Annotated in this window: 23 protein-coding genes and 1 pseudogene; 10 read left to right on the forward strand and 14 right to left on the reverse strand. The window is 50.4% G+C overall.

The window, feature by feature from the left end:
- Positions 1 to 351: 351 nt before the first annotated feature.
- Entirely contained in the window at positions 352 to 1,563 is a 1,212-nt protein-coding gene (locus R3B84_03045; protein MEZ6139527.1) for an acyl-CoA desaturase, read from the forward strand.
- A 193-nt stretch (positions 1,564 to 1,756) separates the two neighbouring features.
- On the opposite strand, the gene R3B84_03050 is transcribed toward R3B84_03045, so the two are convergent.
- A complete protein-coding gene (locus R3B84_03050) occupies positions 1,757 to 1,966 on the reverse strand; it encodes a hypothetical protein (protein ID MEZ6139528.1) in 210 nt (69 codons plus the stop codon).
- A 343-nt stretch (positions 1,967 to 2,309) separates the two neighbouring features.
- On the opposite strand from R3B84_03050, the gene R3B84_03055 reads away from it, so the two are divergent.
- Together R3B84_03055 and R3B84_03060 are read left to right on the forward strand one after the other, a co-directional pair.
- Positions 2,310 to 3,911 (forward strand): RHS repeat-associated core domain-containing protein, encoded by a 1,602-nt coding sequence (locus tag R3B84_03055; GenBank protein ID MEZ6139529.1) that lies wholly within the window; start codon positions 2,310 to 2,312, stop codon positions 3,909 to 3,911.
- Between the two features lie 203 nt (positions 3,912 to 4,114).
- The gene (locus R3B84_03060) at positions 4,115 to 4,882 is read left to right on the forward strand and encodes a hypothetical protein (GenBank protein ID MEZ6139530.1); all 768 of its coding nucleotides are present in this window, start codon (positions 4,115 to 4,117) and stop codon (positions 4,880 to 4,882) included.
- Between the two features lie 647 nt (positions 4,883 to 5,529).
- Here the strand turns inward: R3B84_03060 and R3B84_03065 are convergent.
- The 5 genes from R3B84_03065 to R3B84_03085 all read right to left on the reverse strand — a co-directional run bounded on the left by R3B84_03065 (position 5,530) and on the right by R3B84_03085 (position 9,720).
- Positions 5,530 to 5,661: a hypothetical protein gene (locus R3B84_03065; GenBank protein ID MEZ6139531.1), complete on the reverse strand. Its 132-nt coding sequence runs from the start codon at positions 5,659 to 5,661 to the stop codon at positions 5,530 to 5,532.
- Between the two features lie 15 nt (positions 5,662 to 5,676).
- Positions 5,677 to 5,802, reverse strand: coding sequence for a hypothetical protein (locus R3B84_03070; GenBank protein MEZ6139532.1), 126 nt, complete (start codon positions 5,800 to 5,802; stop codon positions 5,677 to 5,679).
- A gap of 206 nt (positions 5,803 to 6,008) precedes the next feature.
- Positions 6,009 to 6,920, reverse strand: a complete 912-nt coding sequence (locus tag R3B84_03075) for a hypothetical protein (GenBank protein ID MEZ6139533.1) — start codon at positions 6,918 to 6,920, stop codon at positions 6,009 to 6,011.
- Between the two features lie 73 nt (positions 6,921 to 6,993).
- Positions 6,994 to 8,418, reverse strand: a complete 1,425-nt coding sequence (hisD, locus tag R3B84_03080) for a histidinol dehydrogenase (GenBank protein ID MEZ6139534.1) — start codon at positions 8,416 to 8,418, stop codon at positions 6,994 to 6,996.
- Between the two features lie 240 nt (positions 8,419 to 8,658).
- A complete protein-coding gene (locus R3B84_03085; protein MEZ6139535.1) occupies positions 8,659 to 9,720 on the reverse strand; it encodes an Ig-like domain-containing protein in 1,062 nt (353 codons plus the stop codon).
- An 86-nt stretch (positions 9,721 to 9,806) separates the two neighbouring features.
- Between R3B84_03085 and R3B84_03090 the strand changes: the two genes are divergently transcribed.
- The 3 genes from R3B84_03090 to lepB all read left to right on the forward strand — a co-directional run bounded on the left by R3B84_03090 (position 9,807) and on the right by lepB (position 12,047).
- A complete protein-coding gene (locus tag R3B84_03090) occupies positions 9,807 to 9,956 on the forward strand; it encodes a DUF1653 domain-containing protein (GenBank protein ID MEZ6139536.1) in 150 nt (49 codons plus the stop codon).
- 110 nt (positions 9,957 to 10,066) lie between these two features.
- Complete coding sequence (locus R3B84_03095; GenBank protein ID MEZ6139537.1) at positions 10,067 to 11,023, forward strand: ornithine cyclodeaminase family protein; 957 nt, start codon at positions 10,067 to 10,069, stop codon at positions 11,021 to 11,023.
- A gap of 187 nt (positions 11,024 to 11,210) precedes the next feature.
- On the forward strand, positions 11,211 to 12,047 hold the full coding sequence (gene lepB / locus R3B84_03100) for a signal peptidase I (GenBank protein ID MEZ6139538.1): 837 nt from the start codon (positions 11,211 to 11,213) through the stop codon (positions 12,045 to 12,047).
- Between the two features lie 71 nt (positions 12,048 to 12,118).
- Here lepB and R3B84_03105 read toward each other — a convergent pair whose 3' ends face one another.
- Positions 12,119 to 13,234 carry a prolyl oligopeptidase family serine peptidase gene (locus tag R3B84_03105; GenBank protein ID MEZ6139539.1) on the reverse strand — a complete coding sequence of 372 codons (1,116 nt, stop codon included), beginning with the start codon at positions 13,232 to 13,234 and terminating at the stop codon, positions 12,119 to 12,121.
- Between the two features lie 156 nt (positions 13,235 to 13,390).
- Here R3B84_03105 and R3B84_03110 point away from each other — a divergent pair, with 156 nt between their 5' ends.
- The 4 genes from R3B84_03110 (at position 13,391) to R3B84_03125 (ending at position 17,277) form a co-directional block, all read left to right on the forward strand.
- Positions 13,391 to 13,969 (forward strand): hypothetical protein, encoded by a 579-nt coding sequence (locus R3B84_03110; protein MEZ6139540.1) that lies wholly within the window; start codon positions 13,391 to 13,393, stop codon positions 13,967 to 13,969.
- Between the two features lie 217 nt (positions 13,970 to 14,186).
- Entirely contained in the window at positions 14,187 to 14,693 is a 507-nt protein-coding gene (locus R3B84_03115; GenBank protein MEZ6139541.1) for a hypothetical protein, read from the forward strand.
- A 314-nt stretch (positions 14,694 to 15,007) separates the two neighbouring features.
- On the forward strand, positions 15,008 to 16,123 hold the full coding sequence (carA, locus tag R3B84_03120) for a glutamine-hydrolyzing carbamoyl-phosphate synthase small subunit (GenBank protein MEZ6139542.1): 1,116 nt from the start codon (positions 15,008 to 15,010) through the stop codon (positions 16,121 to 16,123).
- A gap of 206 nt (positions 16,124 to 16,329) precedes the next feature.
- The gene (locus R3B84_03125; GenBank protein MEZ6139543.1) at positions 16,330 to 17,277 is read left to right on the forward strand and encodes a MoxR family ATPase; all 948 of its coding nucleotides are present in this window, start codon (positions 16,330 to 16,332) and stop codon (positions 17,275 to 17,277) included.
- 18 nt (positions 17,278 to 17,295) lie between these two features.
- Here the strand turns inward: R3B84_03125 and R3B84_03130 are convergent, their stop codons facing one another.
- The 7 genes and pseudogenes from R3B84_03130 to R3B84_03160 all read right to left on the reverse strand — a co-directional run bounded on the left by R3B84_03130 (position 17,296) and on the right by R3B84_03160 (position 21,485).
- On the reverse strand, positions 17,296 to 18,231 hold the full coding sequence (locus R3B84_03130) for a cysteine synthase family protein (protein ID MEZ6139544.1): 936 nt from the start codon (positions 18,229 to 18,231) through the stop codon (positions 17,296 to 17,298).
- A 207-nt stretch (positions 18,232 to 18,438) separates the two neighbouring features.
- Positions 18,439 to 18,837: a hypothetical protein gene (locus R3B84_03135; protein MEZ6139545.1), complete on the reverse strand. Its 399-nt coding sequence runs from the start codon at positions 18,835 to 18,837 to the stop codon at positions 18,439 to 18,441.
- 260 nt (positions 18,838 to 19,097) lie between these two features.
- A complete protein-coding gene (locus R3B84_03140) occupies positions 19,098 to 19,655 on the reverse strand; it encodes a hypothetical protein (protein MEZ6139546.1) in 558 nt (185 codons plus the stop codon).
- The gene (locus R3B84_03145) at positions 19,652 to 20,245 is read right to left on the reverse strand and encodes a DUF2716 domain-containing protein (protein MEZ6139547.1); all 594 of its coding nucleotides are present in this window, start codon (positions 20,243 to 20,245) and stop codon (positions 19,652 to 19,654) included. The genes R3B84_03140 and R3B84_03145 overlap by 4 nt, the downstream gene beginning before the upstream one ends.
- Positions 20,246 to 20,374: 129 nt before the next feature.
- Positions 20,375 to 20,707: a hypothetical protein gene (locus R3B84_03150; protein ID MEZ6139548.1), complete on the reverse strand. Its 333-nt coding sequence runs from the start codon at positions 20,705 to 20,707 to the stop codon at positions 20,375 to 20,377.
- A gap of 119 nt (positions 20,708 to 20,826) precedes the next feature.
- Positions 20,827 to 21,210, reverse strand: coding sequence for a hypothetical protein (locus R3B84_03155; GenBank protein ID MEZ6139549.1), 384 nt, complete (start codon positions 21,208 to 21,210; stop codon positions 20,827 to 20,829).
- Between the two features lie 167 nt (positions 21,211 to 21,377).
- Positions 21,378 to 21,485, reverse strand: a pseudogene (locus R3B84_03160) (tyrosine-type recombinase/integrase).
- Between the last annotated feature and the right edge of the window lie 186 nt (positions 21,486 to 21,671).

Here is a 21,671-nt window from a genome sequence, read left to right on the forward strand (position 1 = left end):
AGAATTGCCCCCGCCCACGTTGTGTGGTATTCTAACCATGCCCTCGGGTTGAACGTCGAACGGAAACACTTTTGTCATAACATGTTAAGGCTTGAAGTTCGATACACTAACCTGTTGCTCTTTGGAGGATAGCCAGAAACTGTCTTTGGCAGTTTCCGGCACCGGGGTGTTTGCCAGGTCAGCACCGCAACGGCATGTTTTTGTGGCACACTCAGCCAGAAACATTCCAGTCGCTGTCTGATTGTAGTGGCACACAATCCCCGTTGGTGGTCGATTGAAGTTCTGGAGTTGCGATTCCTTTCAATTTGACCAATAGTGGTGTTAACTTTTTTGAACGGATGTTTTTGTTCCATGCTTTCATTGGATGTACCGTCGGTCGTACCTGTGGTGACGGATACCACAGAAGAATCAACAAACCAGTCTATCGCCAGCCATGCAGCACAATCACCTCGGAAATTGCCAAAATTTCCCAAAGATGATGGCTTTTACGCCGCACTGAAGCAAAAGGCGGACGTTTATTTTGCCAGCACCGGCAAATCCCGCCGTGGGCCACTGGCGATGTATGCCAAAGCAGCCACCATCCTGCTGTGGTGGGCGGCATCGTATATTGCTCTGGTCTTTTTCTGCCAGTCGATCTGGCTGGCGATCCCACTTGCTCTGTCGCTGGCTCTGGCGATGACAGCCGTGTGCTTCAGTATCCAGCACGATGGTGGGCATAGTGCGTTTTCGAACAAACGCTGGATGAACAGGCTGGCAGCTTCCACATTAGATATGGTGGGGGCCAGTTCGTATTTATGGCACACGAAACATGCCATTCTGCACCACACTTATGTGAATATCGACAAGCACGATACCGACATTGACGTGGGCACGCTGGCACGATTCTGCTACCACCAGCCCCGCCGCTGGTTCCATCGTTTCCAGCACGTTTATCTGTGGATGCTGTATGGCCTGATGGGGATTCGCTGGCACCTGTTTGCCGATTTCAAAGAAATCGCAGTCGGCAAAATCGGTGAACATCCAATCCCACGGCCCAAGTTCTGGGATATGGTGATTTTCTATACCGGTAAAGCGGTTTCCTTCACCCTGTTGCTGGCACTGCCCATGTTCTTCCACTCTTGGTGGCTGGTGCTGCTGTTCTACGTGGGTGTGGTCGGCATGATGGGCATGATCATGAGTGTGGTGTTTCAACTGGCCCACTGTGTTGGTGAAGCCGATTTTCCATTGCCAGAGACAGAATCCAACCGCATGGATCAGACCTGGTCGATCCATCAGATTCAAACCACGGTCGATTTTGCACAAACCAGCCGGATTGTCACCTGGTATTGCGGTGGGTTGAACTTCCAGATTGAACACCATTTGTTCCCGCACATTTCCCACGTGCATTACCCCGCACTCTCGAAACTGGTGCGTGAAACCTGCGAAGAACATGGTATTAACTACATGGTTCACCCCACGTTTATGGATGGTGTCCGTTCCCACTACCGCTACCTGCGTGACCTGGGCAAATACACCCACGAAGCAGATAAAAACAGTTCCACTGCCCCCACCACCGCTGCCTGAAGCTGGTGAGCTCAACGCCCACAACAGTACGGAAAAATCACTTTGTTTTGCCGAGCCGCAACGAAAACCTGGAACCGTAAATATGTTGCCTTGTGGATTAATCACGCAGATTTCCCATTCAGCTTAGAAGTCCTTATGTGACATGAACCTTTCGTCCTACTCAGCCGCGGGAGGCGATAAAGTTCAAAACGGATTATGCATCACTGTCAGCTGCATCATATGCCTCAGTGACTTTTGCAACTGCTGCCTTCACAAGCCGAACCCAAAGCAAAGGATAGGCAACATCCTCGGGGTTGCCGTAAGCGGGCACCACAACATACCGTTCGGTTAAGCCAAACTTCGTGGCTGTTTTGGCGTGGTGGGGGCTGTCGTCCACAAGCCAATCGACCCGGAGCTGTCGCACCTTTGAGGAGCACGATTATCTGTAGTATGATGATGGGATGCTGGAGGCCGCCTCCAACAGTTTGGGTACCTATACCTTCACCTACGATGATCTGGGGCGGGTGAGCACTCAGGCCGGGCTGTTTGGCAAGACCATAACCTACAACTAAGCGTCATTCCCGCGAAAGCGGGAATCCAGGAGCACAAAACTTGAATTAGCTAACACTACACTGAAGCTCACCTGAAACGTCATTCCCGCGAATGCGGAATCCAGAGCAGAAAACTTGAAGTAGATTCAACGAGGATTGAAATCCCCCGCTTTCTCTGTTATCCTGTAGTTGGCAATTTTTCGCCACGGAGCCCACATGTCGCATCGCACCAGCTACCAGATCGAGCACCAGAGCGGGTCGCTGGCCACACTGGTGGATTATGAATTCACCTATGGTGGTGCGAATCGGATCACTTCGGAAAGCCGTGGCACCTATTTGAAGAATTACGACTACGACCGCACCTCGCAGGTGGTGGATGATGGCCTGAGCAGTTACAGTTACGATGCCAGCGGCAACCGCACGATGGCGGGGTATGCGGTGGGTAGCAATAACCGCACCAGCACCGATGGCACTTGGGATTACACTTACAACGATGAAGGCTCGATTGTCAAAAAGGAGAACATCAGCACCGGCCTGACCTGGACGTATGGCTTTAGCCACCGCAATCAGATGATCTGGGCCGAAGAACGGGCCACCGATGGCGGCACGCTGTTGACACGGGTCGATTACACGATTGATGCCTTTGGCAACCTGATTCAGCAGGAAACTGATACTGGTTCAGTGGTCACGGAGCGGTTTGCCTTTGAAATTGTTGCTACTTCCCCAGGGATTACCCACTCGGTGCTTCAACATTGGGCCGATCTGGATGGCAGCAATGCAATTATCACCCGCTATCTGGACGGCCTGGCCCGCAGTGATGGCACCGATCTGGAATGGCTGCTGACTGACCGCCTCGGCAGCATCACCGAAATACTATATGATACCGGAGCAATCGTTAAGGAACTGGAATGGGATGCCTTTGGCAACATCGTCAGCCAATCTGGCAGTGCCGCACTGGGGAATATCGGCTTTACCGGCATGTATTTCGATACAGCTACTGGCCTCGGCTTCACCAAATACCGCCCGTACAACTTCGACCTGGGACAATTCATCGGCGAAGACCCCATCGGCTTTGATGCGGGTGATGCGAATTTGCTGAGGTACGTGGGGATTAATGGGCTAAATGGGAAGGATTTGAGTGGGCTGCAATTGCCCACAATACCAATACCTGGACGATTAGATTCTATCGAAAAACAATTTAAAGGTGTTAGTGCCTCTGCAAAGAATAATTTTGAAGCGTTCATCCCAGTAGTTGATGCGTATGCTGAATTGCTGAAAGTTTATAATAGAGATGGTATTACGGAAGCAGAACAAAAGAAATTGAATGTACAGGTTCTTAGATTTACCGGAAAACACTCAAGAAATAACTTATTTGATAATGATTCAATCAAGCCTATTCCTAAAGCAAAAGAAATAACACCAGATAAAAGTGTTCCTGTCAATGGGATTCCATATACTATTAGAGTGTCTAAAACAACAGTTAATGTAATAATATATTTAGCAAAAAATACTGCTAATCAAAACCCACTTAACAAAAGATATACTTTTTACTGTCACTCCTACAGTCTTGGGATCGGAGGACCAAGCAAAATTACCAAGACCAATTATCTAATCGTTGGTGGAGAATCTGATTTAAGGAATACTAATAATGTGGCTAGAAATATTTTTCAAAACAATTCAATATTTAGAGTAGTATCATTTTTGCCACAAACAGTTATTAGTGGCGGCAAGGTAGAAGCGTTGCTTCCAGATGACATTGTGGTTATCTGGCAACATAGAAGGGGTCACTTGGGTCTCAATTCACAGTTATTTTATTGAAAAAGAGAAATAACAATATGCTCACAAAACATCTTTTGTTGTTCTTATTTGCATTGACACTATGTGCTACGTCTAAACTTAGTGGGGACGACCGCAAAATTGTGTCCGCCAACAATGGCAAGATATTCGCTTTCGAATCATTTGATTTTGCAAATGGATTGTCTAGTTCTGTTTTCGTGTATAGTACTGCAGATTTTCGCAAAGTGGCGCAGTTGTCATCTTCAAATGATTATTGGATTGAAAAAATGTTATTTTACAATGATGACAAGGAAATGTTAATCTTAACGAATCGAGAAAAGAGCCCAATAGAAATTTGGAACGTAAGTGATCAACGGCTAGTAGGAGAAATTAATCTAAAACTTGATTGCAGCACATTTGACCTGTCGCCAGACAAAAGCACGCTTGCGATTTGTAGTACTGAAAGTAAAGTAGTATTGCTTTACAGCATCAAGACAAAAAGTGTATTATCTAAGATTACACTTGCCACAAATGTCTATGAGGCTAAGTTTAGTGAGTGTGGAAGATATCTCGCAGTTATATCAGATACCGAAGTAGCAATTTACGATTCAAAATCAAAACTATTATTTTCTAAAAAGGGAAATTTTACTGATTTGCATTTTTCTTCGGATTCAAAATATATCTGCTCTTATGAAATTGATGACAAGAAACTATTCAAATGGGATTTCCTATCGAAGGATTTGCAAAATATACAATACTCCTTATCCACTAGAAACTATGTTGTTAATGCAGATTTGTCAATTGTGGCTTTTAGCGACTCGCGTAGCGATATTCATGTAATGCATTTTGTCCAAATTGATAGTGGCAAAAATTTAAATATGGCAGATTTGCCAAAGAATAATTTGCATCAACTTCAACTGCTATATATTCGTTCAAGCAATTCAGTTATCAGGCCCATGTGCTCTCTTAAAACTGGATTTACTTTTGAACATTATTATTTTAAGCGAAAATGAATTTACTCGCACACGGAGTAAGTTAAATACCAAATTGATCAATTTGGTTAAAAAGGCTTAAAAATTTAATATGAAAATCGCTTAGCAAAGTTGCTTTCAGTCGCTTGTTGGCCAGCGATGATGCACCGCACTTCGCTAGTGTAGATAGTGGATTACGTGGGTACAAAGGGAAGCACAATCTGGCGACTGTGCTGTTGGAGTTGGGGCTAGTGGCAGAGGCTCGCGTGCTCTGGCGGAACAACCCGGCTTTACCCCCGCTCGCGAAGCATTGCAACGATTGTCTACCTGAGCAAGTTTTTTCACTTTTCACCGCAAAGACACAATGTAGCAAAGTACGGAACAGTTCGTCTGAAATGCGTGCTTTACCCAATTTGTACACTATCAGATCACCTTACATCAAGATGGGTGATCACAATTTTGAAAAAATTTACAAAAAAGTTACTTTTGACGCAACTTAGTGCTGAATAATCACTTACAGAAGCAATCTTTTCTAAGAACTCGTCCCAGCAAGAAAAAAATTGCCGAAATTGAACGGGTAGTAGATATATTAATATAGCATGGAAATAATTCCATGCTTGGTAGGCGATGGCTATGGCAACTTACTTGAGTTGAAAAACGCCCAGGTAGCCTGCCTGAGCGTGGCGGTGTCAGCCCAGTTTGCTAACGTGGGCATCGACCACTTGCCGCACCGCAGGGTGCCTCGGATCGGGATAATCGTGGAAGGCCAGGAAACCACCGGGTGCCAATCGGGGTAAGGCCAGTTGAATATCCCGCTGCACAATTTCTGCATCGTGTTACGTGTCGCTGAAGATCAGGTCTAACAGCCCATCAGTCCGTGGGACTACCTCCGCAACATCACCGTGAAACAGCGTGGAATGACGGTCGGCCATGCCTTCGCGTCTTTGCGACTTTGCGGTCAAGCTTGAATAAGTAATTCCTTGGCGCAACGGCGCTTAAAATGATACATGCCTCGGATAACACAGCAATTTTTCCATCGCTGACGCTTCCGGCTTGTTCTGCCAAGGGCAGTGGCACGAGTTGCTGACGAGGAAGACAAAGTGCAAACAACTACGGCTCACAAATGGCAGAGTGATTTTTCATAACAGAATACCTTCAGTACATCGATTTAAAGATAAACACCACAAGCCGATAAGGGAAATAGCTCATAAAATCGTTCATGATCACTCGTGGACCGATTCTTATCAATTAATCCAACGATTGTACAGAAATCTGTTGATACAGGGATAAAATCATAAACGATTTCGTACCATTCTTCTGCTTCCGGATCGAATACATCATCGATTTCTTCATCATCATCGTCTGAATCCACACACCCCATAAATCCAGTCACTTTGAGTGCAAACACCATTGGCTCAGTCTGTTTCCAGATAAAGAACTTTTTTTCTTTTGGATAATAGAACGAGCCAGTGCTCAATATTGTGCCAGTACCATCGGGACGAATTTCCCAATGTTCATCCATCGCAAGATTAAATGATCCCACTGCAGCAGTCCATGATCCCACCAAAGAATGCCTGAATTTTTCTCTCATTTGCTGAATCGGGCCGTTATCTGTCATATCTGTCGTATGGTGTCGTTTGGATTCAATTGCTGTAAGAATTGTTTGAAAAGCAGTTTCCGATGGCAACATAAAGTACCAGATAATATATTGTTTGCCTGCATAATCCATAATCAATGCCCAAGTTCCCCAAATATTTCTAATATCAAACGAGGATATATGGTCATAAGTCAGCGTCTTCATTGTGTCTGACCATATAGAAACTGGAATGGTTATTTCGTTATTGTCAATTGTTATCTGTTGTCTTCGAAAGAGTTTCAGATAGCTGAGCAGTAGAAAAATGATCCAGCCAATTCCTGCAAGAATGGTGAAAAATAGTTTTAGTGACTGATTTGGAAAGGTTTGCAGCAGGGATTCCTGGGGATGCAACAAAGCGATTGTTGGAATGACAGACACAATCAAAGTGCCTGTCAACAGAGACCAGGAAGGTCGATAGTCAATTTGTGTAGTTTCGAGTGCCATCTCTGCGAATACATTGGGTATTTTCCCTAACAGAGATAACACGTCGTCGACAGGTTCAGTGCATCGAAGAAAACTACTTGGCAGCCTTTGCTTTCGCGGCGGCGGCGGCAGCTTTCTTGCTGGGTCGCAATTCGAGTGGCTTGTCGGTGATCCGGATCGATACGCTGTTCGCGTGGCCTGTTAAGCCTTCTTTTTCTGCCAGCATTACCACGTCTGGTGCCATTTGCTTCAAGCCGGTGCGGGTAAAACTGATGATGCTGGTGCGGCGGCGGAAATCGTTGACACTCAAACCGCTGGCAAAACGTGCCGTGGCACCCGTGGGCAGCACGTGGGATGGTCCTGCTGCGTAATCCCCCATTGCGACGGGCGAAAACGTGCCCAGATAGATAGCGCCTGCGTTATCTATCTCGTCCGCAAACGATTCTGGGTCACGGGTTTGCACATGAATGTGTTCGGGTGCCAGCATGTTCACAATGGCGACCGCTTCATCCTTGTCTTTCACGGTGATCATCGCACCATAATTCTGCAGGCTGGTGCGAGCTTCATCTTCCCGTTCCAGGTGGGCCAACTGTTTCGTTAACGCCCGCTCGACTTCGTTTACCAGATTGTCGTGCCAGGTCACCAGCACGGACACGCCCGGTGCGTGCTCTGCCTGAGCAATCATATCCGCTGCCACAAAGTTTGGCTGTGCAGATTCGTCCGCAATAATCACTACTTCACTGGGGCCAGCCAGGCAGTCGATTGCTACCTGACCAAACACGTATTTTTTGGCCAGCATCACATACATGTTGCCTGGGCCAACAATCATATCGACTGGTGGGATCCCTTCGACACCATACGCCAGTGCGGCAACGGCCTGTGCCCCACCGACGCGGTAGACTTCTTTTACCCCCAGGAGGTGGCAGACTGCCAGCATATCAACGTTTTCCGCACCGTATGCGGTAGGTGGCATTACTACCACAATATCCTGTACTTCCGCAGCCTGTGCGGGGCAAACAGTCATTATTAATGAGGAAGGATACGCAGCCGCACCACCAGGTATGCACACACCAACTCGTTTCAGGGCACGGTGCCGCACCTGCAGCTCGTAATGTTCGGAAACGGGAAGCAGGGCATCTTCGTTGAGCAATCCCAACTGAAACTGCATGACATTGTTGCGGATGCGACGGACCGTATCCAGAAAGGCGGGATCGGCCTTGCTATAGGCGTCGGCCATCTCTTCCGGCGTTACACGTATATTCTTGGCAGTAAGTTTTACTTTATCATACGCTTCAGTGAACTTCAGCAGGGCGGATAGTCCTTTTTCCTGAACCTGTTTGCAGATCTGTTCGACTGTCTGGGCAGGCGTAAGTGCTTCCCCAAAAAGGCTTTGTGATAATTTTTTGCTGTTGGGCGCGACCACGTGAGCAATATTGGCAAACGGGTTCTTGATCGCTTCAACCTGCTTCTTATACTGGCTACTGTTGGTATCGATCCGCCGGATTTTCAAGGTCGGCATCGCCACTCCTGGTTGAGTGTGCTCGTTTCTAATGTAATCGACGAGAACCGGTGCGGTAGAGATATGGAGAGACCGCCCTGCCTCACCGTGAAACTCGTTGGAAGCAATTTTGCTGCCAAAAAGCAATTTATATTCGTTTTGATCTTCATTTGCAAGCGCGCATTACCATCGATACGGAAAAGTCCGCAAATTCTGTTCAACTTGTAACGTCCAGAAGGCTTTATGAGTGAATATTCATTTTTATTTTGCTGAAATTGTGAAGAAAAACTCAGAATAATCGGGTTTTACCAGCTTGGGATCTGGTTTGATGGCATCCACTTCAAATGGCTTGTTGATGGTGTTGCCGCACACATCCTCCAGGGTGCGGTCCACCCGTACCTGGTACGTTTTGCCAGCTTCCCAACCACCGGTGGGGGTGAAATTCCAAACAGTTTCATTCTTCGATAAGCTGATTTTCCCCACAATCGCTTTCCCCTGATCGTCCAGCACTTCGATTTTCCGCTGCAGCAGTGCGTAATCCATCGTGCGTTCAAAAACCAGCCCCACAGCACTATTGGCTGCGGTGGGTTCAACAATTTTCCATTGGGTGGGGTCGGGACTGAATTCAAACGGCTCCACGACTGAAAATTTCTTCACAAAGTCTTCCTGCAGTGGTTTGCCGTTCGCGTTGGTGATCGCTTTGCGGATTTTCAGCGTGAACTTTTTCCCTTGCGACAGTGCAGGCCCCTGATCCTCACGTGGCTTGACACCCTGTTTGATGCGACCTGGATCGATCAACAAGGTCAGGCGAGTCTGATCTTCATTCCACAATTCTTCATCAAGTTGCAGGAAAGGCTGGTCGACTTCCGTGCCATCTTCCCGAATTAATGAGAAATGCTGATAAACACCCCCACGTGCCATCGGCTGGGAGAACCGAAGGTAGATTCGCAGCAAATTTTCTGGCAAACGATCCCCACTGGGGTAAACCCCCACTAATTGTGGTGCTTCCTGAACCAGTTTTGGCACTGTGACATCAATTATTTTCTTGTCTGACATGAAAACGCGATAGCTGACCCCTGCCACCAATGGATATTTGGGCTGAAACCAAAGATCGTTCCCTTTGGCAACCCACGTGCCAGCCAGTGCGGGACGGGCAGCAATTTCCTCATCTGTCCCACTGATGACGCACACTTTGTCCGGTGCGGTCTTGCAATTCGGCAACACCAACTGGTTATTCACCAGTTTCAGGCCCGGTGCTTCCGCACCGTGTGCCAGTGTCAGGCACATGCCCAGCCATCCCAGTACCAGTAATTGCCTTGCCATGGTGCCCTCCTGCAAAATGTGCTTCAGGTGCTATTTTAGCAATCTGGCACCCGATGCAAAAATGAAAATCAAATGAGTACCCGAATATAACCACCCCACCTGGAAGGTGCCGCCACTATAAAGGAATCGAATACCCGGCGCTGGGGAAAGTGCGCCACTGCGAAACGCAGGAAGTGCTGGTGCCCTATCGGCAATGGGCTGATTTTTGCCGTCTGGGGAAAGAATTCCGGCCCTAACCGCTTCCGACACAATCATACTTGTCATTCTAACTGCTATAATCGACTAAAGTTTCTCGCAACAGAATCATACCACCGTTCGATCCCATTGCACGTTGTAGGAGGCGAACATGCCTGTGTTACATATTAATGAAGCCGAAGTTGCCGAACTGCTGACCATGCCGGAAGCGGTGGATGCAGTGGAAACTGTATTCCGCAAGTGGGCGTTGGAAGAGGCCAGTAATGTGCCACGGATGCGCTGCCAAACCGACCACACCATGCTGCACGTGCTGCCTGCAGCCGCCAAAACATTAAAAGTGATTGGTTACAAGGCGTATACCACCACCAAAAAGCAGGCTCGCTTTCATGTAACATTGTACGATGGCAAAACCGGCGACATGCTGGCTATTATTCAGGCAGATCAGTTGGGCCGAATCCGCACCGGTGCCGCCAGTGGCGTGGCAACCCGGTACTTGGCCCGGCCGGACGCACGCACGGTGGGGATCCTTGGCAGTGGAAAACAGGCACGCACTCAATTGCTGGCAGTGGCGGCAGTTCGCCCGATTGAACAAGCGTTCGTTTACAGCCCCACGGTGGAAAATCGGCAGCAATTTGCCACCACCATGACAGCGGAATGTGGATTTCCCGTCATTGCGGTCGACCAACCGGAACAGGCAGTCAAACAGGCCGATGTGGTCTGCACCATCACCAGTTCAGTCAAACCGGTGATGCTGGGGGAATGGCTGCAGCCCGGCCAGCACCTGAACATTGCTGGTTCCAACATGAAATTCAAAACCGAAATTGATCTTGAAGTAATCAAACGATGCAGCAAAGTAGTTGTGGACAGTCGAGATCAGGCGATGATGGAAGCAGGCGACCTGATCCCCGCTGTTAATGCCGGCATTATTCAGTGGTACGACATGCCCGAACTGGGCCGCCTGGTCGATGATCACATCCCCGATCGGGAACGCACCGACGAAATCACTCTGTTCAAATCATTGGGCATCGGCCTGGAAGATATTGCCGTGGGCATCCTGGTCTACGAAAAAGCCCGCACCGCAGGCAAAGGGAGAGAACTGGATATTTAACTGCAAACCACTTCAACTGTAATTTGGTGAACTCCATAGGTGAAAGGTTCAATTCATGTACACTATGTTTATCGTCCTGACAATTTTTGTTCTAAGCATTATACTCGATGCCGTTTTTCTTCGCATCGGCGCCAACTGGGCGAAAATCCCAAAGATAGGATTTTTGCGAGCATTGGTAACCACATTCATGATCGTTGTTTTTTCTTTAGCAATTCATCTTGGATATTCCTGGCTGACAACAGAGATTGTGGATCCCCCACCGTTGCTCGCGCTGTTATTTGAATTTGCTCTGGTCATGTTTGTTACCTTCAGCACCATTGCGATCTTTTTTCGTACCACATACAAACGTGCAATCTGCAGTTGGCTTGTTACTTTGATACCCGCTGTTGCGAAGGTGGTGCTGATTTTCTTTGTCTTGAACCCATTTCTGTTAGAAGCATTTGTTGTCGCGAATCAGTCGATGTCGCCTGTACTGCGTGGCACACACCAGATTGGAAAATGTCCTTCTTGTGGGCAACAGGCAATCGCAGGTTTCCATCCCGAATTCGAGCGGCTTGATGCATATCGTCGATTTGGTATTTGCCTCACCTGCAACAAAACAGACGAAATTGGTGATCTCATTCCTGTTCTTCAGCAACCAGACCGAATTATTGTGAATAAAATCCAGACACCAAAGCGTTGGGATATTGTGCTGTACAAGACTCTTACTAATCAACCGACAAATTCTGTCCATCGATTAGTTGGCTTACCTGGAGAAGAAATCATCATCAAAGAAGGTGAGATCTGGATTAATGGAATCAAAGCCCAGCCACCTGCAGAAATTTCTAAAATCAATTTCATTCCGGATCAGTACGGTTCAGTCGAGTCGCCATTAAGGCTGGCTAACGACGAATATTTTGTGATTGGCGACCTGCAAGAACATTCTTTTGATTCTCGTTTCATGGGGCCAATTCCGAAGGGAAATATCGAAGGTGTTGTCAAAGTGATCTACTGGCCTATGTCTCGATGGCGTATTTTCGAATAACGGATGAACAAATTCTGATTGTCTTCAAACATGATCATCTTTTTACTACTTAAGCATTTCCTTTAGTTTACTTATTCTGACTTATCCTTGTTGCCCAAAGTGTGTTCAAAAAAGGCATACAGCAGGCGGTTTGCTTCCGCATCTGGGCTGTGCAGTTTGCGGTTGGTCATCGCCACGCGGTATTTTGCACCCAGCAACTCATTCACCTGTACGGTGTGGTTCAGTGCCTCCCAGCGTGCCGGCGGATCTTCCGCACCACCAGAAACAAACATGGGACGTGGGGCCATCAGTGCGTGCAGTTCATGGAGATCCCGTTTCTGCTCCATCATCGTGCGATAGGGACCAGTTCTGAGATTTTTCTCATTTGGGATGCCGCGACTTCGTTGCATCGGCAGTTTCCTGTCAAATCCGAGATACCATGGCTCCCAGTAATTCACGTTGGAGCGGGATTCATCAAACACAATCCCTGGGTCGGACCAGGCTCCGCAGGCAAACTCTTCATCCAGACACGCAGCAAACATCGCCCACTTCCCACCGTAGGAGTGCCCCACCACACCAATCCGTTTGGCATCCACGTGGGGCAGGTTGGCCAGAAACCGGCGGCAGTTCGATGCCTCATAAGCGTGAAATGAGAGCGGCTGGATCGTGCATGTTTCTTTCGTGGGATAATACGTGTTCGGATCGCCGCCCAGAGATAACGCAACAAAACCCCGCTTGGCCAACTGGATAGCATAATCGCGGAACTCACTTTTGCCACGCCCCACGGCAGTGTTCGCTTCGTAGAACACCACCACGACTGCTGGAAAAGGCCCCTTTCCAGGTGGTGTCAGCAGCCAGGCATCATCCACCAGACGTTCTGGGGCTGTTTGCAGCCGGATCTTCTGCCAGGTAATTCCATCCTGTTTTTCTGTAGACAACACTTCCATGGTGGGCCTGGTGAGTGGTGCAGGCCAGGCACCCATTTGCTGGTGCCAGTATTTCAGAATCTCTCCACGTCTCTGCTGCCACTGGGCGGCAGTCTGCACTTTTCGGCCATCATCAAACAACAGTGGGGAGCGATAATTACCCAATTTGCCCACATATTCCGCTGGTGGCTGATAGTACGGCAGCAGTTCTTTCGGCGGTTCCTGGGCAAAAGTTCCGACCGCCCCCAGGGAAAGAAAGATTGCGATTGCTGATCTGTTCATGAATTTGACTCTCCGGAAAGACAACCCAAAATTGCGTCATTCGAATTCGGCACGGCTTCTCGTAAAAGCAAACTAACGGGTGCCAGTAGAAAACGCAACGAAAAACTGCTATCGTGCAATCAGGTGCCGTATCGCAGAGCCCGAACGATAATCACGATGAAAATCCAAATTCTGACATCTGTTCTGAAGCAATTCATTATCGTTGGCCTGCTGCTCGTTTCGATTTACAGTTATCTGCGTTATCGTGTTGCTCGGGCTGAATTATTTACGGTAATGAACGCAATACCCGGCGAAGTGGCAGTTGATTTGGGTATTCCTGGTACCACACAGTTGGAAGTCATCCCAAGCAGCTTGCACCACCACGGGGTGGACTATTACCTGAAAACTGATCTCAGCAATGCTGATCTCAACAGGATTGACGGTTCCATTACGGTGCAGGAAGCCGATCTCGATTGGAAATTTGATTTCGCAAGTATTGCAAAGGATCCTCCTGACAGCCGTGGGTATTGGCTATGTCGGCTGAATAAGACCAGTCACCAATTTGTCACCATTACGGTGAATGAGGCACAGATTCCGTTGCTTGAAAACACGACACTGCTCACTACTCGTTATGCCGTGTGCGAACTGAAAACGGTTCCTGTTGTAGGCTGGCAGATCCTCGCTTTCCTGTCGGCATTGCCCGCAGTGGTTGTCTGTCTGCGGTTTGCGTGGCGAAAATTGAAGGGCAGACCATAGCAATTCGGCTTTGCGCCATTGGCGAATCTTTCTCGTTGGGCATTGAATGAAAATCCACTATCAGTTGCTTGCCATGCGTAGTGGCAGGAAGCAGCAAACGATATGTAGTGGGATGGCTGTTTCTGGTTCTGGCTGTTTCATTGAAATGCACTTGCACCGGGATCAATTCCGTGGATAATATGTCTTTTGGTTTCTGTTACCCACACAAGGAACGTCGATGCCTGAAATCTACGAAAAAATTGATGATTCATTTCCATTATTTTTGCTGATCGCTTTTTCGCTTGCAATTTTCAGCATTGTAATTGGAAGCTTATTGAGTGCTGTCTGGCTCATATTCGCCGGATCATGGGTGCGTGTGGCCAAGTTTGGATATAGCAAAGCGTTTCATGCAACGCTGATGTGTAATTTTATTACGACAATGTTTCATTTCACGATATTAATCTTCATTGTTTATATCCTGAAATTGGAGCGCGAAGCAGATCGGTCCGCAACAATTACCCAACGACTGGGATTTTACTTTTCGCCGATCTATCTGATCTATTACACAATAGGCTCTGTTCTGGTGCATTCCTTGGTATTTTCGCATGTCTTTGTGGACAAAAATGGGCAGCCACTTCGTTTCAGTAAGGCTGTCTTGCTTGCACTGGCATATCTGGCAATGTATACGATGTTTACGACCATGGTGACGTTGATTGGTTTTGCTATTAATGGCACACTGCGCTGATGCGGTTCAATTGCCTGTGAAAGTTTCCTGTAGTCTTCAGCGGCTTTCAAATACTCAGCAAGTGTGGGTACCAATCACTGCTCGGCGTTGATCTACTAGCGATTCTGGTCCCTACGTGGTGGGGTGCCAATAGATGAGAGCTTACTCATCAAAGTGGGACGGAAATTGCTTTTGCATCATCATATCACATGTAAAATACTTGCATGTCAGTAAATTTCCAGGGAACTTTCCTTGTACCACCGTGGGAAGTTTGTAGAAAAATAGATGAAATTGTTTGACTTTTTGCACCCTGGAACCACCAAAAGTACACCTCCATGCACACTCCGGCCTTGTTGGCGTTAGAAGATGGCACCCTCTACCGCGGGATTTCATTTGGGGCCGAAGGCGAAACTACTGGTGAAGTTGTTTTCAACACCAGCCTCACTGGTTATCAGGAGGTGCTGACCGATCCCTCGTATAAGGGTCAGATTGTCACCATGACCTACCCACTGATCGGTAGTTATGGCATTACCGCCGAAGATAACGAATCGAGCTACCCGCAGGTTTCTGGGTTTATCGTGCGGGAAGAAATCCAGACCCCCAGTAACTTCCGTTCGGAAATCTCGCTGGGCGATTACCTGAAAAAACACCGCATCATTGCAATTGCCGGCATCGATACTCGTTCCCTGGTGCGGCGAATCCGCGAAACAGGTGCCCTGATGGGTGTGCTTTCCACCACCGATCTCGATCCGATTTCTCTGGTCAACAAGGCCCGCCAACTGGGCAGTATGGCCGGGTGCGATCTGGTGAAGGAAGTTTCCCCCACTGCAGCCTACGCCTGGAATCAGGGTGGGCTGGCACCTCTGGCGACCACGATGCTGGCAGAACAGCCCATCACACGCCACGTGGTTGCACTGGACTACGGCATGAAATGGAACATCCCAAGGTGCCTGACCCAGTCTGGCTGTCGAGTCACTGTGCTGCCGGGCACTTCGACGCCCGAACAAGTATTGGAATATCAGCCCGATGGGATTTTTCTCTCGAATGGTCCTGGCGACCCAGCCGCGGTAGGGTATGCCATCGATACCATTCGCAAACTGCTCGACAAAAAGCCGATCTTTGGCATCTGCCTGGGGCATCAGTTGCTGGCACTGGCACTTGGGGCAAAAACCTACAAGTTGAAGTTTGGCCACCGTGGGGCAAACCACCCGGTACAGAACAAAATTACGGGCAAAGTGGAGATCACCACGCAGAATCATGGTTTTGCAGTCGATTTGAACAGCCTGCCCGCCGATCTGGAATGCACGCACGTCAGTCTGAATGATCACACCGTCGAGGGGATTCGCCACCGCACTCTACCATTATTCAGTGTGCAATACCATCCAGAAGCATCCGCCGGCCCCCACGATAGCAGCTATTTGTTCGAACAATTCCGCACCGCTTTGAATTAGAACAATCTCATGAATTTCTTTTAACCAAACTTCGCAATCAAGTGGCTGCGGCATCCTGCCGCAGAATTCACACACCAGCTGGAAGCAGGTGCCACATTGCACAATCAAGTCCTCACGGTCGTTTCTGCAAACTTCACCAAAATAAAATCGACTGTCTTGCCCAGGCGGGAATAGAATACGATTGTCATTAGTCACCAGGGTTCATTATGACCACAGCCTCTGAAGCCAAAACACAGCTCCAGCAATTAGTTACCAACATCACTTCAGTGGTACTCGGCAAAATCGAAGTCGTGCGGCTGGGTGTGATTGCACTGCTGGCTGATGGCCATATTCTTCTGGAAGATGTTCCCGGCGTGGGCAAAACCCTGCTTGCCAAAGCATTTGCAAAAAGCATCGATGCTAGCTTCCACCGTGTGCAGTTCACGCCAGACCTGCTGCCCGCTGACCTGCTGGGCACCAACGTGCTCGATCAGAAGGCGGGTGAGTTCCGGTTTATGCCCGGCCCCCTCTTCTCTCAGGTGGTGCTTGCGGATGAAGTCAATCGTGCCACCCCACGTACACAATCGGCATTGCTGGAAGCGATGGCAGAGCGGCAAATTACTGTGGATGGGTTGACGCGGACCCTTCAGCCACCCTTTTTCGTGATTGCCACCCAGAACCCTTATGAATTTGAAGGGACCTACCCACTTCCGGAAAGCCAACTGGACCGGTTTCTGATTCGTACCGAATTGGGTTATCCTGATCGGCAGGCCGAACGCGATCTGCTGATTCAGCACCGCATGGGTGAACCGGTCGATAAATTACCGGCAGTGCTCTCTTCCAGTGCGGTTGCCAGCCTGCAGGAACTGGTCCGCACCGTGCAGGTAAGCGATGCCATTGCCGATTACATTCTGGATATTGTGGAAGCCACCCGTAAACGGAACGATATTGTGCTGGGTGCCAGCACGCGGGCAGCCTTGGGCCTTTACCGTGCGGCACAGGCAGCCGCCCTGTACGATGGGCGGGATTATCTGGTGCCCGACGATGTGAAAAACCTGGCGGTGCCCTGTCTTGCTCACCGGATTGTGGCAAAATCGATCGCCCTCAGTGGCACGGGCGACCTGGCCAGTACCGCAATTAAAGAAATTCTGCAGACAATTGAGATTCCCACCTGAACCTGAAATGATTTCAGATCAGGTTTGAAAAGGTGTGAACAGTTCCGTGGTAAAGTAGCGTTCCATTCGGTCGGGAAACACAGTTACGACAGGGCCGACAGAATCGCCTAATTCCCGTTTGGCCCGGCGGGCTGCCTCAAAGTTCAGGCCGGATGAAGGCCCCACGGGAAAGCCACGTCGAATGAGTTCCCGCGTGGTGCAGATGGCCACTTCATCGTCAATTTCCAGCGTGCGTAATCCGGGCAGCCGCGTGGGGCAGAAAATCGTCGACATGCTGTCCACCACACCGGGTATCCGACTGCTGAAACTGCAGCATTCCACTTCCATCGAATGCACCATATTCACCGGTCTGGCACAGACAGGCACGCAACTGCAGCCATTTTCGGCAAAACCCTCGTACAAACCTACCAGCGTGCCACCAGTTCCCACACCACTGGCCACAATGCCAACTTCCCCACCTGGGATCTGTTCCAGAATCTCGCGTGCCGTCCCAACTCGGTGGGCATCGGCGTTGTCGCTGTTCGAAAATTGCCGTGGGAGAAAATACCCATGTTCTGCCGCTAACTGCTCTGCAGTGCGGATCGATTCTGCCACACCGCCTTGCTTCGAAGTGAACTGCACCTGCCCACCGTAGGCACGAATGATGAGAACTCTCTCATTGCTGACCCCTTCCGGCATCACCGCCAGAAAGCGCAGCCCCAATTGGGCACAGGCCATCGCCATCGCAATGCTGGTGGAGCCACTGCTGGCTTCCACAACCACCGAATCGGTGCGTAAAATCCCTTTGCGATACGCTTTCCCCAGGATGAAACGTGCAATCCGGTCCTTGGTGGACCCACTTGTATTAAGAAATTCTAATTTGCACCACACGGGAAAGTCGTCTGGGGGCAAAACAATCCCCACCAGTGGCGTGGGGGGAATACAAACCAGCGTACGCTGTGCTACCTTGATCACCAGCAGATTCTCACAATCAATTAATGTTTACTGATTTAGTAGACATTGTAGGGATTTGCTGTTTTCTGGCGAAGGGTGGGTTTTCAACGACATCAAGCACCACGAGATGCTGGTACCTGCTCTAATGCCGCTCACATGCCCAGCGGCCTCAGGTGCGATCGAACTCCCAGAAACAAACCACCTGGCCGGGCCCGGTGAAGCCCCGGATTAGGCCCTTGCCTTGTCGCTGAGAACGAGCTGCCCGTCCTGAACAACGTAGTCGCACGCCACCGGGTCGTTGCCCAGGCGCTCGATGATGTCTCGGTCGGTGCCCCCGTACCGAAGATCCATGACGCAGCAGACCTCGATCGCGCTGCACGCCCGCTCGACCTCCTCCGGAGTCTCCGGCTGACGGACGAAGTAGGTGGTGTAGTTGTCCCCGGTGAGCGGGGCGAGCAGGTCCGGGGCTTCGGCCTCTGGAGCCTCGCACGCCAAGCACTTGCCGAGTGTGTAAAATGAGCCGGGCGCGTTCAGCGCGCACCGCCTCGGATGCTGGTGAACGGTCTCCGACTCGGCGGCGAGCACCGGCAGCGCTGTGCGTTTCGTTTTGCGGAACCAGCCGAACATCCGACTCGCCCTCTATTGGCTGAACGTGTCCGCGATTGAACAGAGTCGCGGAGTGAATACGAAGCGATTCCTGCTCCAATCGCTGGTTAGGCCGCTTGCGGCCGTCACTTTTAGTACACGCTCAATCGCGGACCTGTTAAGCAGACTGCAGGCCGGATTAACGACCAAGCTCAGCAGCGGCTGGGCACCGGTGAGCTATGAACTTCCAGAAACCTATCGTGCCCCACCGTCTGCTGCGCGCCTGGTTCGACCTCTGCGGCTCACACCTCGACCCACTCCGGCTCGTCGGTGACGATGAGGTCGTCCAGCTCCGTGAGCAGGGTCAGCGCCCATCCGCCGAACCCTAACTCCAGCCCGGCGCACAGGTCATCGGCCGGGATCAGCCGGACGGACCGAATGACCGCCCCGCACGCCCGCCGCAACGCCGTCTGCGGTGCCTCGACCCAACGCGACTCCGGGTCGGGCTTGCCGATCCAGTTGAACGGCGGTCGGGCGAAGTCGATCTCGCCCCAGGTGAACCCGAACTCGGCGACGTAGATCGACCACAACTCCAGGTTGCGGCCGCCGGTGGTCAGGACGACCGGGGAGGCCGCGTGGAGGCTGTCCCACGGATCGTACCAGACCACCCGGGCCGACTCGACTGGCTGCCCGACCAGTCCGCGGAGCCGTTCGAGGTGGAGGAACAGTACCTCGGTCATCCGCGTGGCGATCCCCACCCGCTCGCCTCCGATGGCCGAACGACACCCTTCACCTGCCTGGGCCGCCTGCAAAACTGTCTTGCCGGGCGAAACCAGGATGGCGGCCCCGGTCAGCTTCATCCGCTTGTTCGCCGGCGCCTCAAATATCCGGAGCCGCACACCCACAGGAAACACTCCGGTGGATTGGAATCGAACGCAGCGATCAGGTCCTCCCCGAAAATCGTAACTGGACCAGTCGCCGACCAGCCCATTTGGACGCCGAATCGGAAATCAGGGGCCACGTAATTATACGAGTCGCCATCCGGAAGAATGGGCATTGCCCACTCGTCGCGAGTTGCCGTCGTGATGCCAGCGTGCGGGTCAAAGTAATACCAAGCGTGTTGCCAGTCAATCGCCCAAAGGCGTTCACCAGGCCTCGTGCATTGACGAAACGCTTTCAGCAATGCGAGCGTGAACTCACTTTCCATCTCAGGCTCTTGGCGGTGACGAGCCAACCGTTCTCCGCGCCACGTTCGAGATGGTTCGGGGATGACGAGATCCCCGGTCGGCTCGAGATTCGCGATCCATGCCGCCTTGATTGCGTCCTCGTCTGCTTTCGGCACTTCCTCCCAGCCAACGGATCGCCAATGCCGCTTGACCTCCGCCATGTAGGCGAAATAGAGCCCGGCATCAGGATACGCGCCAGGAATCACGAACCGTTCAAACTGCATCAGTCCTCGACCAAGCCGCCGAACGTAAAAAGCTCAGTTGCCGGCTGCCCGCGGAGAGCAGGCTCCAAACCGACAACCATATCATATCGCGGGCGCAGCCGGTCAACTGCAGCCGGTGGTTAGGCGGCACTACGCACGCTGAAAATCTACCGCGACTTCCCACTGATCCCCGTTTTTGCGGATGGTGAACAATGTGCGATGCCAACCAGGCACGTATTGCTTGACGTACGGAATGTATCGTGATCCAACGCTGTAAACTACGTCACTGAGGGCGACATGGACAACATCAGGATGGTTTTCCAGTAACCCAATGTCCGCGCCAACGTCCTCGGTGGAGACGATTTCGAACACGATGACTGACATCGACGGAGGAGTCAGCGAAATGAGTTCTTCAACCAGCGCCGTGGACAGCTCCTGAAGCCTGACCTCGACGTTGCTTGATGCATTCTGCGGATTTGACATTGAAAACTCGCTGGTCCGCCTAACGTAAAAGGCTCAGTTGCCAGCCGCCCGCGGGGAGCAGGCTCCAAACCGACAACAACATCATATCGCGGGCGCAGCCGGTCAACTGCAGCCGGTGGTTAGCCCGCCCCGTCCTCGAACATGAGCTTGCATTCCTGCGAATCGAAGATGACGAACCTGCCTAGCTCTTGCAGGCGTTCGTTGATGATGAGGTAGTCATTGAACAGTTCCATGTCTGCGTCTTCGCCGGACATCTCGTATCGGGTGGCACAGCCATGGCATGGTATATCAAATCGCTCAGCGATCTCATTGCTCTCCTCAATGACGTAGCCAGAACTATTCGGCACGATTTCAATGTGCCCGGCAGAAGTCACGAGCCGAATGGTTGAACCGATGCGTTCGACCGAACCGTCGCCGGTGGCCGCCACGCCCTGGACTACCTCGAGCATCTCGTCGACGGAGAAACTCGCACTTGGCTTAAGCATGATCAATGTGTCGTACATCGGCGTTGGCGGGCTAACTTGTAATTAGATTGCGCTTGCGCAAAATAACACTTTTAAAAATAAAGATGGTACCGTACCATCTAACTACTTACATGGTATGAATTTACGTTCAAACCATTGTTTCAAATCAGCGCGAGATAACACACTAATGGACATTGCGCCGAAAGTTATTCATCTAAGGGGCTTTTGACGCCTCTCCCCCCTTTGTTTAGGACATGCGTGTAAATCATGGTGGTCGTCACATCGGCATGTCCCAACAGTTCTTGTACAGTCCTATTTTGAAAATACAGCATGAGGAAGGTCCACACTAGTTGTAGTTTACTCAGTAGTTCTAAGGGGTGCAAGAAAAAAACAGAGTGCGATACAGAACGATACACTACATGGGCAAAACTGGATTCCCGCCTTCGCTGGAATGACGGTTTACAGTAATCCTTCGCGGCTTTGCGGTCAAACCACTTAAA

The organism is Zavarzinella sp., from assembly GCA_041399155.1.
Taxonomy (GTDB): domain Bacteria; phylum Planctomycetota; class Planctomycetia; order Gemmatales; family Gemmataceae; genus JAWKTI01.

What these genes read in the sequence shown, in the direction of transcription:
- R3B84_03045 (MEZ6139527.1), top strand. Translation starts at nt 352, where the DNA reads ATGCTTTCATTGGATGTACCGTCGGTCGTACCTGTGGTGACGGATACC.
- R3B84_03055 (MEZ6139529.1), top strand. Translation starts at nt 2,310, where the DNA reads ATGTCGCATCGCACCAGCTACCAGATCGAGCACCAGAGCGGGTCGCTG.
- R3B84_03075 (MEZ6139533.1), bottom strand. Translation starts at nt 6,920, where the DNA reads ATGGCACTCGAAACTACACAAATTGACTATCGACCTTCCTGGTCTCTG.
- hisD (MEZ6139534.1), bottom strand. Translation starts at nt 8,418, where the DNA reads ATGCCGACCTTGAAAATCCGGCGGATCGATACCAACAGTAGCCAGTAT.
- R3B84_03085 (MEZ6139535.1), bottom strand. Translation starts at nt 9,720, where the DNA reads ATGGCAAGGCAATTACTGGTACTGGGATGGCTGGGCATGTGCCTGACA.
- R3B84_03095 (MEZ6139537.1), top strand. Translation starts at nt 10,067, where the DNA reads ATGCCTGTGTTACATATTAATGAAGCCGAAGTTGCCGAACTGCTGACC.
- lepB (MEZ6139538.1), top strand. Translation starts at nt 11,211, where the DNA reads ATGATCGTTGTTTTTTCTTTAGCAATTCATCTTGGATATTCCTGGCTG.
- R3B84_03105 (MEZ6139539.1), bottom strand. Translation starts at nt 13,234, where the DNA reads ATGAACAGATCAGCAATCGCAATCTTTCTTTCCCTGGGGGCGGTCGGA.
- R3B84_03110 (MEZ6139540.1), top strand. Translation starts at nt 13,391, where the DNA reads ATGAAAATCCAAATTCTGACATCTGTTCTGAAGCAATTCATTATCGTT.
- R3B84_03115 (MEZ6139541.1), top strand. Translation starts at nt 14,187, where the DNA reads ATGCCTGAAATCTACGAAAAAATTGATGATTCATTTCCATTATTTTTG.
- carA (MEZ6139542.1), top strand. Translation starts at nt 15,008, where the DNA reads ATGCACACTCCGGCCTTGTTGGCGTTAGAAGATGGCACCCTCTACCGC.
- R3B84_03125 (MEZ6139543.1), top strand. Translation starts at nt 16,330, where the DNA reads ATGACCACAGCCTCTGAAGCCAAAACACAGCTCCAGCAATTAGTTACC.
- R3B84_03135 (MEZ6139545.1), bottom strand. Translation starts at nt 18,837, where the DNA reads ATGTTCGGCTGGTTCCGCAAAACGAAACGCACAGCGCTGCCGGTGCTC.
- R3B84_03140 (MEZ6139546.1), bottom strand. Translation starts at nt 19,655, where the DNA reads ATGAAGCTGACCGGGGCCGCCATCCTGGTTTCGCCCGGCAAGACAGTT.
- R3B84_03145 (MEZ6139547.1), bottom strand. Translation starts at nt 20,245, where the DNA reads ATGCAGTTTGAACGGTTCGTGATTCCTGGCGCGTATCCTGATGCCGGG.
- R3B84_03150 (MEZ6139548.1), bottom strand. Translation starts at nt 20,707, where the DNA reads ATGTCAAATCCGCAGAATGCATCAAGCAACGTCGAGGTCAGGCTTCAG.
- R3B84_03155 (MEZ6139549.1), bottom strand. Translation starts at nt 21,210, where the DNA reads ATGTACGACACATTGATCATGCTTAAGCCAAGTGCGAGTTTCTCCGTC.